The 15,119-nt window shown below is 68.2% G+C and carries 13 protein-coding genes and 1 tRNA gene; 2 read left to right on the top strand and 12 right to left on the bottom strand.

Annotated features, from left to right (window positions below):
* Positions 1 to 86: 86 nt before the first annotated feature.
* The 7 genes from ACSJJU_RS01520 to ACSJJU_RS01550 all read right to left on the bottom strand — a co-directional run bounded on the left by ACSJJU_RS01520 (position 87) and on the right by ACSJJU_RS01550 (position 7,269).
* The gene (locus ACSJJU_RS01520; protein ID WP_435913380.1) at positions 87 to 632 is read right to left on the bottom strand and encodes a hypothetical protein; all 546 of its coding nucleotides are present in this window, start codon (positions 630 to 632) and stop codon (positions 87 to 89) included.
* A 641-nt stretch (positions 633 to 1,273) separates the two neighbouring features.
* Positions 1,274 to 1,349: transfer RNA gene (locus ACSJJU_RS01525), tRNA-Lys, on the bottom strand.
* Between the two features lie 114 nt (positions 1,350 to 1,463).
* Positions 1,464 to 2,600, bottom strand: a complete 1,137-nt coding sequence (rodA, locus tag ACSJJU_RS01530) for a rod shape-determining protein RodA (RefSeq protein ID WP_435913381.1) — start codon at positions 2,598 to 2,600, stop codon at positions 1,464 to 1,466.
* Positions 2,601 to 2,603: 3 nt separating this feature from the next.
* Entirely contained in the window at positions 2,604 to 4,625 is a 2,022-nt protein-coding gene (gene mrdA / locus ACSJJU_RS01535) for a penicillin-binding protein 2 (RefSeq protein ID WP_435913382.1), read from the bottom strand.
* 28 nt (positions 4,626 to 4,653) lie between these two features.
* On the bottom strand, positions 4,654 to 5,184 hold the full coding sequence (gene mreD / locus ACSJJU_RS01540) for a rod shape-determining protein MreD (protein WP_435913383.1): 531 nt from the start codon (positions 5,182 to 5,184) through the stop codon (positions 4,654 to 4,656).
* On the bottom strand, positions 5,181 to 6,158 hold the full coding sequence (mreC, locus tag ACSJJU_RS01545; protein WP_435913384.1) for a rod shape-determining protein MreC: 978 nt from the start codon (positions 6,156 to 6,158) through the stop codon (positions 5,181 to 5,183). The genes mreD and mreC overlap by 4 nt, the downstream gene beginning before the upstream one ends.
* A gap of 64 nt (positions 6,159 to 6,222) precedes the next feature.
* On the bottom strand, positions 6,223 to 7,269 hold the full coding sequence (locus tag ACSJJU_RS01550) for a rod shape-determining protein (protein ID WP_435913386.1): 1,047 nt from the start codon (positions 7,267 to 7,269) through the stop codon (positions 6,223 to 6,225).
* A 256-nt stretch (positions 7,270 to 7,525) separates the two neighbouring features.
* On the opposite strand from ACSJJU_RS01550, the gene mutL reads away from it, so the two are divergent.
* Positions 7,526 to 9,436, top strand: a complete 1,911-nt coding sequence (gene mutL / locus ACSJJU_RS01555) for a DNA mismatch repair endonuclease MutL (protein WP_435914359.1) — start codon at positions 7,526 to 7,528, stop codon at positions 9,434 to 9,436.
* Between the two features lie 147 nt (positions 9,437 to 9,583).
* On the opposite strand, the gene ACSJJU_RS01560 is transcribed toward mutL, so the two are convergent.
* Positions 9,584 to 10,285 carry an Hsp20/alpha crystallin family protein gene (locus tag ACSJJU_RS01560; protein WP_435913387.1) on the bottom strand — a complete coding sequence of 234 codons (702 nt, stop codon included), beginning with the start codon at positions 10,283 to 10,285 and terminating at the stop codon, positions 9,584 to 9,586.
* A gap of 90 nt (positions 10,286 to 10,375) precedes the next feature.
* A complete protein-coding gene (locus ACSJJU_RS01565) occupies positions 10,376 to 11,818 on the bottom strand; it encodes an NAD-dependent succinate-semialdehyde dehydrogenase (protein WP_435913389.1) in 1,443 nt (480 codons plus the stop codon).
* Positions 11,819 to 11,960: 142 nt separating this feature from the next.
* On the opposite strand from ACSJJU_RS01565, the gene ACSJJU_RS01570 reads away from it, so the two are divergent.
* A complete protein-coding gene (locus tag ACSJJU_RS01570) occupies positions 11,961 to 13,064 on the top strand; it encodes a 6-phosphofructokinase (protein ID WP_435913390.1) in 1,104 nt (367 codons plus the stop codon).
* Positions 13,065 to 13,255: 191 nt separating this feature from the next.
* Here ACSJJU_RS01570 and ACSJJU_RS01575 read toward each other — a convergent pair whose 3' ends face one another.
* From ACSJJU_RS01575 to ACSJJU_RS01585, 3 genes are read right to left on the bottom strand one after another with little or no spacing between them, the layout of a single operon-like run.
* Positions 13,256 to 13,822, bottom strand: coding sequence for a YceI family protein (locus tag ACSJJU_RS01575; protein WP_435913391.1), 567 nt, complete (start codon positions 13,820 to 13,822; stop codon positions 13,256 to 13,258).
* An 11-nt stretch (positions 13,823 to 13,833) separates the two neighbouring features.
* On the bottom strand, positions 13,834 to 14,400 hold the full coding sequence (locus tag ACSJJU_RS01580; RefSeq protein WP_435913392.1) for a cytochrome b: 567 nt from the start codon (positions 14,398 to 14,400) through the stop codon (positions 13,834 to 13,836).
* Positions 14,401 to 14,438: 38 nt separating this feature from the next.
* Positions 14,439 to 15,077: a YceI family protein gene (locus ACSJJU_RS01585; RefSeq protein ID WP_435913393.1), complete on the bottom strand. Its 639-nt coding sequence runs from the start codon at positions 15,075 to 15,077 to the stop codon at positions 14,439 to 14,441.
* Positions 15,078 to 15,119: the final 42 nt, after the last annotated feature.

Here is a 15,119-nt window from a genome sequence, read left to right on the forward strand (position 1 = left end):
CTCCGGCAGGCATCCCTGCTGCCGCCGCCTCCGGCCTCACGACCGGCCTGACATCCCCGCCCGGATACGCCCGATCCGCCGGTTCGTCAGCCGGTTCCGACCTTCTGCCGCAAGCCCCGGTCCAGCGCGCTGACGGCGCTGCCGGGCGGCTTGCCGCGCAGGCTGTCCACGTCCGGGCGGAAGCCGCTCACGAACGCCCCCGCCCCATTCAGGTTGCCCCCGTTCAGTCCGACCCCGTTCAGGGCAGCCCCGTTCACGGCAGCAGGGCTGGCAGGGCCGGTGTTGGTGGCCGGCGTGCTGCTGTGCAGGGCGCGCGCCAGATCCGCGTCGGCTTTCGGATCGTCCCTGGCGGATCGCCCGCGCGTCTCCCGCACGATCCGTTTGGGGTCACCGTTGTACCGCTCCCAGATCGCGGTGGTGATGCCCTGCTCATACAGGTTGACTTCGATTTCCTTGGCGAGGACGGGCGTGAGGCGTCCAGCGCCGCCAACGATCTCTGCCGTTCGGCCCCGGACGATGACGGTTGCGGTGAATTCGTATCCCGCGCCGCCTGACTTGGCATGTTCCATGCCCTGGTAGTCACGCCCCGCCCGCACAATCCCAAATACCCATTCGATGTCAGCGGGTGCCATCGTCTCCCCTTTCCCCATCAAATACTGCCGGACGCCCTGACCCCCCTTGCCCCTCAGCCTGTGAGTGAAAAGCGGCCCCGGGACAGAGCGATCAAGGCCAGAACAAGACACGCCAGGGCGTGCCCGGACAAATATTGCGCGCTCTTGTTGCGGAATTAAAACAGACCACGACCCACATTACGCAAGTGCAACATGGTTAATTCTTACGCAATTACAGCATTACTACTCGGTTCGTAGAGGTCATCTACTCGCCGAAATCTAGTCGGACTCATCTTCTGGTAGCGAACATGAACGCAAGACTAACAGACCGTCAGTTTTTCTCTCGAAACACCGCATTTTTCGAACTTTTCTGTTCCGCTTGCGCATCTTTCTTCGGCCAAGCTGAAATAAAATTTCAGCGCACCGCGGGCGGACGCGCGCAAACGAACGCACAAACGAAAACACCCCGGCCATGCGACCGGGGCGTTTGCAGGTTCTTTCGGCAAGTGGGCGCAGGCCGGCGTGTTCAGAACGGTGTGTTCAGGCGGCGGGCCTGCGCCGCCGTGCCAAGGCCATCCCCGGTCCGGCATCGGGGCTGCCAATGCGCTCCCAACGGATCGATTTCAAGGGAAGTGAGACAGCAGCTAAGTGCTTGGAAAGAGTGGTGGACGCACTAGGATTCGAACCTAGGACCCGCTGATTAAGAGTCAGCTGCTCTACCAACTGAGCTATGCGTCCACTCGCTGTCGAGGCCGCGGCGTTTAAGCCGTTTTCCGACTTCTGTCCAGACCTTCTTTCACTTTTTTTGAAAAAATTTCACAAGGTACTGAACTTGTTGACGTTTTTTCCGCCCTAGTGCGGGTTCGGTCCCTCGCTCAGCATGACCTTGTCGCGGTTGAGCGAGCAGGAAAACAGAATCCCGAAGGCGATCATCACCGTCAGCATGGCCGAGCCGCCGTAGGACATGAGCGGCAGCGGCACACCCACCACCGGCGCGAGCCCCATCACCATCATCAGGTTGATGGCAACGTAGAGGAAAACGGTCAGCGTCAGGCCCATGGCCAGCAGCCGCCCGAACTGCGAGCGGGAGGTGATGGCGGTCCACAGCCCCCAGCCCAGCAGGATGCCGTAGCAGGCGAGCAGGAACAGCCCGCCCATGAGTCCCCACTCCTCCGACATCATGGCAAACACGAAGTCCGTGTGCATCTCCGGCAGGAAGTTGAGATGGCTCTGGGTGCCCTGGAGGTAGCCCTTGCCGAAGATGCCGCCCGAGCCGATGGCGATCTTGGACTGGGTGATGTGATAGCCCGAGCCGAGCGGGTCCATTTCGGGGTTGAGGAAGATCAGCACCCGCCGCTGCTGGTAGTCGTGCATCAGGTTCCACGCCACCGGCAGGGCGGCGGCCATGAGCGCGCCGCCGGTCCAGAACAGCCAGGCCCGCACCCCCGCCAGGAACATGACGCCGATGCCGCCGCAGACGATCAGGATGGAGGTGCCGAGGTCCGGCTGAAGCAGCACGAGCCCCACCGGCACCGCGATCATCGCGAGCGGGGGCAGCATGTGGTAGAAGCTGGTCACGTAGACCCGCGGCAGGTTGTGGTAATAGCGGGCCAGCGCCAGCACGATGGTGATCTTCATGAACTCGGAGGGCTGGAGCCGGATGACGCCCAGGTCCACCCAGCGCTGCGCGCCGCCTGCCACCTTGCCGAGCACCTCCACCAGGATCAGCAGGAACAGCACCACGCCGTAGGAGGGATAGGCCAGCTTCAGCCACCATTTGAGGTCGATGGTGGCCAGCCCCAGCATCAGCAGCAGGAACAGGGCAAAGCGCAGCCCCTGCTTGGCGGCATAGGGATGGAAGCTGCCCCCGCCCCCGGCGGCCGAATAGAGCACGGCAAGGCCGAAGCCCGTCAGCACGACGATGACCAGCACGATCCACCAGTTGAGGCGGCGCAGCTTCTCGGGGATCGTCGGATTGTCCACCACCATCGCTCAGCCTCCCTGGGTTGCATCCTGAACGGTGGCGACCGTCCCGGCGGCCGGATCGGCGGCCGCGTCCGGCGCAGGCGCAGGCGCCGGTGCCGGCGCTGCGTCAGCCCCCGCCCCGGCCTCCCCGGGCAGCGCCTCCGCTGCCCCGGCGGTTGCCTGCGGCAGCGCGGGCGGCGTGTCGGGCACCTCCCATTCGGGCACGGACTCGCCCGCGTCCCGGCGCTCCCGCGCCAGCAGGAAGGTCATGATGTCCCGCGCCACCGGCGAGGCCGCCGCCGAGCCCGAGCCGCCATGGTCCACCACCACGGCGCAGGCGTAGCGCGGCGCCTCGACCGGCGCATAGGCCACGAACAGCGCGTGGTCGCGGAAGCGCCACGGCAACTGATTGTTGTTGAGCACGCCGGTGCGCCGCTCCGCCGCCGAGATGCGCCGCACCTGCGCCGTGCCGGTCTTGCCCGCCATGGTGACGCCCGGCAGCCGGAGGCGGGCGACGCGCGCCGTCCCCTCCGCCGAGTTGATCACGGCGCTCATCGCCTCGCGCACCAGCCGCAGATGCTCCTCCGGCACGCCCAGCGGCCGGGCCGGGGCGACCGCCCCTTCCGCGCGCAGCAGCCGGGGCACCACCTCGCGCCCGCTGGCCAGCCGGGCGGTCATCACCGCCAGTTGCAGCGGCGTTGCCTGCATGTAGCCCTGGCCGATGGAGGCGTTCAGCGTCTCGCCCGCCAGCCAGGGCTTGCCGTAGCGCTTGCGCTTCCACGCCGGGTCCGGCACCAGGCCCGAGCGCTGCGAGGGCAGCGGCAGGTCGTATTCCTGGCCGAGGCCGAAGCGCCGCGCCATGCGGGCGATGGCGTCGATGCCGATGCGGCGGCTGATGTCGTAGTACCAGGTATCGCAGCTCTGGAAGATGGCGCGGCGCATGTTCACGTGGCCGTGGCCGCCCCGCTTCCAGCAGTGGAAGGCGTGGCTGCCCAGCATGTAGCGGCCGGAGCAGAACACCCCCTCCTCCGGGCGGATGCCCGCTTCCAGCGCCGCCAGCGTCACCACCATCTTGAAGGTGGAGCCGGGCGGATAGAGGCCCTGCAGCGGCTTGTTGAGCAGCGGGTGCTTCTCGTCCTCCAGCAGCGCCTTCCACACGCGGGTCTTGATGCCGCCCGAGAAGTCGTTGGGGTCGAACGCCGGGGTAGAGCACAGGGCCAGGATGTCGCCGGTGTGCACGTCGATCACCACGGCGGAGGCCGCCTCGCCCTGGAGCCGCCAGGCGGCATAGACCTGAAGCTCCCGGTCCAGCGTCAGGGTCACCGCGTCGCCCGGCGTGTCCTCCGTCCGCCCGAGGGAGCGCAGGATGCGCCCGCGCGCGTTCACCTCCACCCGGTCGGCGCCGGCCCGCCCGCGCAGGGTCTTGTCGAGGGTCTGCTCGACGCCGCCCCGGCCCACCTTGAAGCCCGGCAGGCGCAGGATGGGGTCCGGGTCCTGCTCCAGCACCTTGTCGTTGGGCGCGCCCACGTAGCCGAGCACATGGGCGACCGCCTCGCCATCGGGATAGTAGCGGGTGTAGCCCTGCACCGGCTGCACGCCGGAGAGCGTCGGCAACTGCACGTTGATGGCGGTGAAGGCCTGCCAGTCGATGTCCCGCACCACCTCCACCGGCATGAAGCCGGGCACACGCTTCACCATGTCCCGCACCTTCTGCCGGTCTTCCTCGTCCAGCGGGATGACGCGGTGAATGGCGTCCAGCGTCGCCTCCAGATCCTCCACCTCCTCCGGCACGAGGGTGAGGCGGTAGTCCTGCCGGTTGAGCGCCAGCGGATAGCCGTTGCGGTCGAGGATCAGGCCCCGGCGCGGCAGGATCGGGCGGATGGAGATGCGGTTGTCCTCCGCCAGCAGCTTGTAGCGGTTGTTCTCGAAAACCGAGAGATAGCCCATGCGCGCCGCGAGCGTGGCGAACACCATCGCCTTCGCGCCGCCCAGAATGAGGGCGCGGCGCGTGAACACGCGGATGCGGTCGGCTTCGGTTTCCATGCTCATTGGCGGGAAGCAGCCCCTCGTCCCACGATCAAAACCTGTCCACGATCCGGACCTGAAGGAAGGCCCCGACCCGGAACACGAAAGGCATCATTGCCAGGGTGACGACGCCCTGCACCAGAAACGGCTCGAGCCGCAGCCCCGGCTGGAAGATCAGCAATAGCGCCCAGCTCAGCAGTTGGAAGAGCAGAACGACAAAACTCCCCACTGCCAGGCTGAACACGAACGGGCGGGAGCGGAACACCTGCACCTGGCTGGCAAGCCCCGCCGAGAACACCGTGAACAGGGTGGCGTTGAGCCCGACCGGCAGGGTGAGCGTGGCATCCACCACGATCCCGGCGAGGAACGCGGCCCAGCTCGGCATCAGGTCCGGCCGGTGGATCGACCAGTAGAAGACGCACAGGAACGGCAGGTGCGGCAAGATCGGGCCGGGCAGGAACACCGGCAGCACCATGCCGATCACGGAGAGGATGGTCATGACGGTGGGCATCACCCGCCGCCAGCTGGACGCCGCCAGCGCCAATCGCTCTTCCCGGCTGAGGAGCGCCCAGGGTTCCGTCATCGCGAACCTGCGGGCGCCTGCGCCTCGGGCGCGGGCTGAACCCCCGGCAGCGGCTTGTCCGGCAGCGGGAACGGCGGGGGCGCGGACGGCTGCGGCGCGCCGTCGGCGGCGGCCGGCAGGTCCGGGTTGATGATGGCCTCCGGCACGAACGGCCGCAGGATGGTCACGAAGTCGAGGCCGCCCGGATTGGCCACCGGCAGCGCCCGCGGCTCGGGACCATGGGGGTTGGTGATGATCGCCACCGGAATGCCCGGCGGGAAGGTGCCGCCGTCGCCCGAGGTCACCAGCCGGTCACCGGCCTTCAGCGGCCGCCCCGGCGAGAGGAACTGGAGCACCAGCTCCTTCTCGTTCATGCCGGCGGCGATGGCGGTGCGGTTGCTCTCCTCCACGCGCACGGGCACGCGGCTGGCATGGTCGGTCAGCAGCAGGATGCGGGCCGAGGTGTGGCCCACGTCGATCACCTGCCCCACCAGCCCGTCCGCGTCGCGCACCGGCTGCCCCACGGCGACGCCGTCGCGCGCGCCGCGCAGGATGATGGCGCTGCGCACGTAGGAGCCCGCCGTCGAGCCGACGATGCGCGCCGCGCCCACCACGTCCTGCCGGGGCTCGATGATGCCCAGCAGCTGCTTGAGGCGGCGGTTTTCGGTGAGCACCGTGCGGTAGCGGCTTTCCATTTCCTGAAGGCGCGCCACTTCCCGCTCCAGCGTGCGGTTGCGGGAGCGCACGAGGAAATAGCTCTCCACCTCCCCCGAGGCGGCCTTGATCCATTCGAAGGGCGCGCGCATGGCGGAGAGCACGGGGGCCACGCTGTCCAGCGCGGCGGCGGACAGGCTGTCGCCGAAGCGCACGGACGAGCGGTTGAGCACCATCAGCAGGGCGCCCGTCAGCACCAGCACGATAATCAGGACGCGCGACAGGAACCAGCGCCACCGCGCCGGCTGGTAGGAAGGTGTCGTGCCTTGCGGCAACGGCATGCCGGGCCCCCTGTGCGTTCAGCGGCCAACCGAGTCCCAGGCAGGTCCTGCCATGGGTCCCCGCTTAGTAGGCTGTGGTCAGGACGCCGCGATAGATGGGGTCTTCCAGCGCCCGTCCTGTCCCCAGGGCCACGCAGCTCAACGGTTCTTCCGCCACGGAGACCGGCAGGCCCGTGTGCTCGCGCAGCACCCGGTCGATGTCGGTCAGCAGCGCGCCGCCGCCGGTGAGCACGATGCCCTTGTCCACGATGTCGGCCGCCAGTTCGGGCGCCGTGTTCTCCAGAGCCACCTTCACGCCCTCGATGATGGCGGAGACGGTTTCGGAGAGAGCTTCGGCAACCTGGGCCTGATTGATGATGATTTCCTTCGGCACGCCGTTCATCAGGTCGCGGCCCTTGATCTCCAGGGTCAGGCCCTGGCCGTCGGCGGGCGGATAGGCGATGCCGATTTCCTTCTTGATGCGCTCGGCGGTGGAGTCGCCGATCAGCAGGTTATGGTTGCGCCGCACGTAGTTGATGATGGCCTCGTCCATCTTGTCGCCGCCCACGCGCACCGAGGTGGCATAGGCGATGCCGCGCAGCGACAGCACGGCCACTTCCGTGGTGCCGCCGCCGATGTCCACCACCATGGAGCCGGTCGGCTCGATCACCGGCAGGCCCGCGCCGATGGCCGCCGCCATGGGCTCCTCGATGAGGTAGACCTGGCTGGCGCCCGCGTTGTTGGCGGCGTCGCGGATGGCGCGGCGTTCCACCGACGTGGAGCCGGACGGCACGCAGATCACGATCTCCGGCGAGGCGAAGGAGCGGCGGTTGTGCACCTTGCGGATGAAATGCTTGATCATTTCCTCCGCCACGAAGATGTCGGCGATCACGCCGTCGCGCAGCGGCCGGATGACCTCGATGTTGCCGGGCGTGCGGCCCATCATCAGCTTGGCTTCGTTGCCCACGGCCAGAACGTGCTTGCGGCCGTTGTCGTTCTGGATGGCAACGACGGACGGCTCGTTGAGCACCACGCCCCGCCCCCGCACGTAGACGAGCGTGTTGGCGGTGCCGAGGTCGATGGCCATGTCCGAGGAAAGGAAACTGAGAAAGCGGCTGAACATCCCTGCCATGTATCGTTCCGTATGGTGTATGGCGTAACGGCTGCTTCAATACGGAAGCAACTCGAATCACAGTGTTTCAGCCGCGCACAATGAAGGCTCAGCCGCGCATCGCCAAGCAGAAAGTTGATTTTACCATAAAACGCCGCACGCCCAATTCGACTAATCCATCCATTCGATTTTGGCAGTCGGGCGACTGGGCGCTGGCGCGGGTCCGTCCGCCCCGGTAAAGTGCCGCCCCATGAGCAGCTCCCTGACCAGCACCCCCATGAGCATCCGTCGCCTCCCCGATCATCTCATCAACCAGATCGCCGCCGGCGAAGTGGTCGAGCGCCCGGCCAACGCCGTCAAGGAACTGCTGGAGAATTCGCTGGACGCGGGCGGGCGGCGCATTGCCATCGACCTGGAGGACGGCGGGCGCCGACTCATCCGCATCACCGACGACGGCTGCGGCATGACGCCGGAGGAGATCCGGCTGGCGCTGGAGCGCCACGCCACCTCCAAGCTGCCAACGGACGACCTGTCGCAGATCCGCTCGCTCGGGTTTCGCGGCGAGGCGCTGCCCTCCATCGCCTCGGTCAGCTGCCTCGAGATCGCCAGCCGCCCCACCGCCCAGGAGACCGGCTGGCGGGTGAAGGTGGACTACGGCCAGGTGACGGCCGATGCCCCCACCGGCATGAACCCGGGCACCCGCATTTCGGTGATGGACCTGTTCGCCCGCCTGCCCGCCCGGCTGAAATTCCTCAAGTCCGAGCGGTCGGAGCTGGCCGCCTGCCTCGACATCATCCGCCGTCTGGCCATGGCCCACCCGCATGTGGGCTTCACCGTCACCCACAACGGCCGCACCGTGTTCCAGAGCGCGGCCCAGTCCGGGGATCTGTTCACCGCCGGCGCGGGCCGCCTGACGGACGTGCTGGGCGTCGAGTTCACCGACAACGCCATTCCGGTGGACGTGAGCCGGGAGGGTCTGCGCCTGTCCGGCTTTGCGAGCCTGCCCACCTACAACCGGGGCGTGGGCGACCACCAGTTCCTGTTCGTGGACGGCCGCCCGGTGCGGGACCGCCTGCTCCTCGGCGCCATTCGCGGCGCCTATCAGGACGTGCTGGCCCACGACCGCTTTCCCGTCGTCGTGCTGTTCCTGGAGACGCCCGAGGGGTTCGTGGACGTGAACGTTCACCCCACCAAGGCCGAGGTGCGCTTCGCCGACGCCGCCCTGGTGCGCGGGCTGATCGTCGGCGGCCTGCGCGCGGGGCTCCAGGCGGCGGGCCAGCGCACCGCGACCACCGTCGCCAGCGCGGCGCTCGGCGCGCTGGGCCGGAGCAGCCAGGCGGACGCCCCGTCCGCCGCGCCGCCCTACAACCCGGGGGCCGGGTTCGGCTACCAGTCCCGCCCCTCCGGCCATGCTTCGGGCTCGACACTCTCCCCGCGCCTGGCGGACTGGTCCGTCAGCTACAACACCGGCGGTACCGGTACAGGCGCAGCCGCACCGGCCCTCTCCGCCCAGCCCCGGCTCGCCGACTTCGCGCCCCAGGCGCCCGCGGCCTCCAGCGCCGCGGCCCGGCCCGAGCCCGCGCCGGAAGCGGAGGACGCCACCCGCTTTCCCCTGGGGGCCGCCCGCGCCCAGATCAACAACACCTACATCGTCGCCGAGACGGCGGACGGCGGCATGGTGATCGTGGACCAGCACGCGGCCCACGAGCGGCTTGTCTACGAGCGCATGAAGGCGGCGCTGACCGAGGGCGGCATCAAGCGCCAGCTCCTCCTGCTGCCGGAGGTGGCGGAGCTGGACCAGATCGCGGCCGATGCGCTGGAGAGCCGCGCCGCCGAGCTGGAGGCCCTCGGGCTGGTCATCGAACGCTTCGGCCCGGCGGCGGTGCTGGTGCGCGAGGTCCCGGCCCTCCTCGGCAAGGCGGACGTGATCGGCCTGGTCCGCGACCTTGCCGACGAGATCGTCCATCTGGGCGAGGCCTTCTCGTTGCAGGAGAAGCTGCACGAGGTCTGCGCCACCATGGCCTGCCACGGCTCGGTGCGCGCCGGGCGACGGCTGTCGGTCGAGGAGATGAACGCCCTCCTGCGCGAGATGGAAGCGACGCCCAACTCCGGCCAGTGCAACCACGGCCGCCCCACCTGGCTCAAGCTGCATCAGGCGGACATCGAGAAGCTGTTCGGCCGTCGCTAGCCCCACGCAGGTGCGCCGGGCGGCGCACCCCGTTTCGTTTCCCACAATGAGAAAGAGCGAAACGCAGCGCGCAACAGCAACCGCGCCACCTTCTCATTGCGCAATACCAATGTCAATAGGTTTTTGCCTATCTCCGGCAAAGCCCCCCTATTCCTGCGGCTGGCGCGGCGGCTCGTAGGCGGAAGGCTCGCCCTGCTGCGCTTGCTGTTGCGGGTGCTGTTGCGGGTGCTGGCGCTTTGCGGGGCCCGCTGCCGCCTGCTGCATGGCCGGCCGCTCCTGCGCGCGCCCCGGCTGACGCCCGGCCTCGCCCCGCGCACCGATGGGAATGCGCCGGGCCCGCTGCCCTTCCTGGGTCTTGCGCAGCGTGATGCGGAGCACGCCGTTGTGGAAATCGGCCTGTGCGTTTTCCTCGTCCACCCCGGCGGGCAGGCCGATGCGCCGCTCGAAGTGGCCGTAGTAGCGCTCCGAGTAGCCGCGCTCCCGGTCCTCCGTTTCGGTCTTTTTCTCGCCGCGGATGGTGAGCACGCCCTCCTCGATCATCAGCTCAACATCGTTCTCGCTGAGGCCCGGCACTTCGGCGGTGATGCGAATCTCGCTGTCGGTCTCGCTCACCTCGATGCTGGGCCAGGCGGCGGAGCCGGCCATCCCCGCCAGCCCTGGCAGGGAGGCGCCGCCCATGCGGGCGAGTGGCGCGAAGCCGCCCCGGAACATGTCCTCGAACATGCTCTCGATGTCCCGGCGCAGGTTCAGCATGGGGCTCTGCCAGTCACCCGGGCCGAACCCGCCGCCGGAGAGACCGCCGCCGGAGAGACCGCCGCGATTGCGCGGCGTCAAATCACGCATGGCCATGACCCGTCTCCTCAGGTTGGTGTCGCCTGAGGCAACGTGCGGCCCGGGCGGGGGATGCATGGCACCCCCGCCGCTCGTCGCAATCCGTGCTTACCGGTTGAGGCCGCCGAGGCAGATGTATTTGGTCTCGAGGAACTCCTCCATGCCCTCGCGGCCGCCCTCGCGGCCAAGGCCGGATTCCTTCACGCCGCCGAACGGCACCACCTCGGCCGAGAGGATGCCGTCGTTCACCCCCACCATGCCGTATTCCAGCGCCTCGCTCACCCGGAACACCCGGTTGACGTCGCGGGTGAAGAGGTAGGCGGCGAGCCCGTACTGGGTGTTGTTGGCGAGGCGCACGGCCTCCTCCTCCGTCTCGAAGCGGAACAGGGGCGCGACCGGCCCGAAGATCTCCTCCCGGAACAGGTCCATCCGGTCGGTGGCGTCGGTCAGCACGGTCGGCTCGTAGAACAGGCCGCCCATGGCCGCGCGCTTGCCGCCGATGATCGCCTTTGCGCCGCCCTTGAGCGCGTCCTCCACCAGACGTTCCACCTTTTCCACCGCGTCGCTGGTGATGAGCGGGCCGATGGCAACGCCGTCCTCAAGGCCGTTGCCCACCTTCATCCGGGCGACCCGCTCGGCGAGCCGGTGGGCGAAGGCGTCGTAAATGCCGCTCTGCACGAGGATGCGGTTGGCGCACACGCAGGTCTGCCCCGCGTTGCGGTACTTGGAGGCCAGCGCACCCTCGATCGCCTGGTCGAGGTCCGCGTCGTCGAACACCAGCAGCGGCGCGTTGCCGCCCAGCTCCAGCCCCAGCTTCTTCACCGTGTCGGCGCACTGCCGGTAGAGGATCTTGCCCACCTCGGTCGAGCCGGTGAAGGAGAGCGCCTTCACCAGCGGGCTTTCGCACAGCACCTTGCCCACGGTTTTGGAGTCGGTGGTGGTGACGATGTTGAGCACCCCCGGCGGCACCCCCGCCTCCTCCGCCAGCCGCGCCAGCTCCAGCGCGCACAGCGGCGTCTCGGCGGGCGGCTTGATCACCATGGTGCAGCCCGCCGCCAGCGCCGGCCCCGCCTTGCGGGTGATCATGGCGATGGGGAAGTTCCAGGGCGTGATGGCGGCCACCACGCCGACAGGCTGGCGGATGGTGAGGAAGCGCTTGTTGCCCATGGTGGTCGGGATCACCTCGCCATAGGCCCGCTTGGCCTCCTCCGCGAACCACTCGATGAACGACGCGCCATAGACCACCTCGCCGCGCGATTCCGCGAGCGGCTTGCCCTGTTCCTGGGTCATCAGCCGGGCGAGGCTGTCGGCGTTGGCCATGATCGCCTCGAACCAGCGCCGCAGGATCTGCGACCGCTCCTTGGCGGTCTTGCCCGCCCAGGCGGGAAAGGCGCGATGCGCCGCCTCGATGGCCTGTTTCGTCTCCTCCGCGCCCAGATCGGGCACATGGGCCAGCACCTCGCCGGTCGCCGGGTTGGTCACCTCGAACCGCGCGCGGCCATCGAGCCATGCGCCGTCCACGTAGGCTTTTCTCAGGGTTGCCACATCCATCTTGTCTCTCCCTCCGGCTTCCGCATGGGGGCGCCGTCATGGTACCGGCGGTCCCGCCCCGGATCGCACGCCCGGGGCGCAAGGCGCCGTGTAAACAGAAAAGTTGAGGCTATATTAGCCCCATCAGGCAAGGATGACAGGTATGCGGATAGGAATTCTGACGGGTGGGGGCGACGTTCCGGGGCTCAACCCCTGCATCAAGGCGATCGTTGAGGGCGCGGCGGAGCGCGGCTGGGCGGTGACCGGCTTCCTGCGCGGCTGGCAGGGGGTGATGTCCATCGACCCCGACCTCCTGGACATGACCGCGGGCAACGGCAGCATCGAGCTGACCCCTGCCCGCGTGCGCGGCATCGACCGCCGGGGCGGCACCATCCTGCACACCTCCCGCACCGACCCGCGCCGCCAGCCCGAGGGCGACCGCACCGACCACGTCCGCGCGGTGCTGAAGGCCATGGGCATCGACGTGATGGTGACGCTCGGCGGCGATGGCACCCTGCGCTTCTCCGCCCACCTCTCCAGCCTCGGGATGCCGGTGATCTCCATCCCCAAGACGATGGACAACGACGTCTACGGCACGGACTACTGCATCGGCTTTTCCACCGCCGTCAGCCGCTCGGTGGCAGCCATCAACGCGCTGCGGACCACCACGGCGAGCCACGAGCGCATCGCGATCGTCGAGCTGTTCGGCCGGCGCAGCGGCGAGACCGCCCTCCTCTCCGGCTTCCTCGCACAGGCGGACCGCATCGCCATTGCCGAGGTGCCGGTGGACGAGGACCGCCTCATCGCCCAGCTGGTGGCCGACCGCGAGGCCAACCCCGAGAACTATTCCGTGCTGGTCATCTCCGAAGGGGCCAGGCTCGCCAGCGAGACGGAGGGCGAGGACCAGCTCTCCCGCTCCAACACCCAGCGCAACCCGATCGGCGTCGGCCAGCGCCTCGCCCGCCAGATCGAGGAGAAAAGCGGCGTCGGCACGGTGGTGCAGGAACTGGCCTACCTCATGCGCGCGGGCGCGCCCGACGCGCTCGACCGCATGGTGGGCTTCGCCTTCGGCACGCTCGCCGTGCAGCTCATCGAACGGGGCGAGACCGGACGGCTCGTCGCCCTGCGCGACGGCAACTACGAACACGTGCCCATCGGCACCGTGCTCGAACAGGTGAAAAAGCTGGACGTGTCCCGCCTCTACGATCCGCAGACCCACCGCGCCAAGATCGCCTCGGTCGAGGGCATGCCGATGTTCCTGTACTGAGGGGACATCCGGGCTGATTTCAGGATTCAGGCCAAGGGGGTCGCTGACCCCCTTGGCGATCCCCCATTCGTTTTTCAGGGCCGCGCCCGCCCTCACGCGCACGTCCCGATCAATGACGGGAGGTGCAGGAGGGACCGAGTCCCTCCTGCGAAAAAAATCACGTCCCGGAAAAAATCACGTCCCGGAAAAAATCACTTCGCGGTGGCCACCACCTTCACCTGCACGGGGATTTGCAGGGAGACCCACTCGCCCTTGGCGTCGGAGCCGCTGCCGATGCCCCAGGCCGTGCGTGTGAGTGTCACCTTGCCGTCCATGGTGGCGGTGTTGCCGGCGATAGCGAGCGTGAACGGCAGCTTCACCGGCACGCTCTTGCCGCGAATGGTGAGCTGGCCGTCGGCGACGTAGCTGTTCTCGCCGGTCTTCGTGATCCTGGTTGCCGTGAAGGTGGCGTTGCGCGCCTTGGCCACGTCGAACCAGTCGGCGGACGGCAGGGTCTTGTCGTACATGGCATCGCCCGTCTGCGCCGAGGCGAGGTCGATGGTCACCGACACCTTCGCCGCCTCCGGTTTGGCGGGATCGAAGTCGATGCTCGCCTGCCACGTCTGGAAGCTGCCGTTGAATGTCTTGCCCACGTGCTGGCCGCTGAAGGTGATGGCGCTCTTCTTGGCGTCCACCGCCCACGGCCGCGCGTCGGCGGTGCCGGTCAGCGCCAGTAGCGCCACGGCCCCGGCGGGCAGGAAAGCGAAAAACCTGGGCATAGCCATCCTCCTTATCGGGCGAGCCACGGGATCATGCGGGTGAGCACATCGTCCCGATCGATGAAGTGGTGCTTGAGCGCGCCCGCCACGTGCAGGGCCAGGAGGCCCACCGCGCCCAGCGCGAGCAGTTCGTGCACCTCCTCGGCGGCCCCGTTGATCTGGATGCGGTTGGCCGCCTCGGCGAGCGGCGTGAGGTGCGGCCATTCGAACAGCCCGAACCACATCGTGGGCAGGCCGAACGGGCTGGTGGAGACGATCACCCAGCCGGACAGCGGCATGATGAGGAGCAGCGCATAGAAGGCCCAGGCGGTGGCGTGCGCCGCCGTCTTCTGCCAGCCCGGCATGGAGTACGGCAGCGGCGGCGGCCGGTGTCCCAGCCGCCAGGCCAGCCGCACCAGTGTCAGCACCAGCACGGTCAGGCCCAGCGACTTGTGGATCTGGAACACCTCGAAGGCCAGCGCCTGCGTCTCCGGTTTCTTGATGGCATCGCCCATCCAGAAGCCCATCACGAGGAGGGCAATCATCGCCAGGGCGATCAGCCAGTGCAGAACAATCGCGACAGTCGAATACCGGCTCATGACGCGGCCTCCCACGCTCAGGGCAACGGACGTACGGCTTACTTTTCCTCGAGGAACTCGGCCTCCACCTGCACCGTCACCTCGTCGCCCACGAACGGCACCAGGTTGTTCACGCCGAAGTCCGAGCGCTTGAAGGTGGTGGTGGCGGAGAAGCCCATGGCGCCGATGCCCCGCATCGGGTGCTTCTTCGCGCCGACGAGCTTCACGTCCATCACCACCGGCTTGGTGACGCCGTGGAAGGTCAGGTCGCCATGGACCCGGCCCGCGTCCGCGCCGGTGCGCTCAACCCTGGTAGAGACGAACCGGATCTCCGGGAACCGGGCCGCGTCGAAGAAATCCGGCCCCGCGATCTTGGCGTCGAAGTCCTCCTTCTCGGGGAACGGATAGTCCGTGCGCACCGACTTGGGGTCGATGGTCACGGTCAGGCTGCTTTTCTCCGGGTTCGCCGGGTCGAACGTCAGCGTGGCGTCGAACTTGGTGAAGCGCGCCGTGTAGTTCGACAGGCCGAGGTGGTTCACCTGCCAGATGACGCTGGCGTGGGTGGGATCGATCTTGTAGGTGCCGGCCGGCACCTCGAGCGCCGGGGCGGCCGTCTGCGCGACGGCGGCAACGCTTCCTGCCATGCCGCCCGCCAGGAGCGGAGCGGCGACCAGTGCAGCCAGAATCTTGTGCTTCATTGCGTCTTACCTTCCCCCAGAAATATCCGAACCATAATCTAG

Origin of the sequence: Pedomonas sp. V897, assembly GCF_051304405.1 — a bacterium.
Taxonomy (GTDB): Bacteria; Pseudomonadota; Alphaproteobacteria; order Sphingomonadales; family Sphingomonadaceae; genus Pedomonas.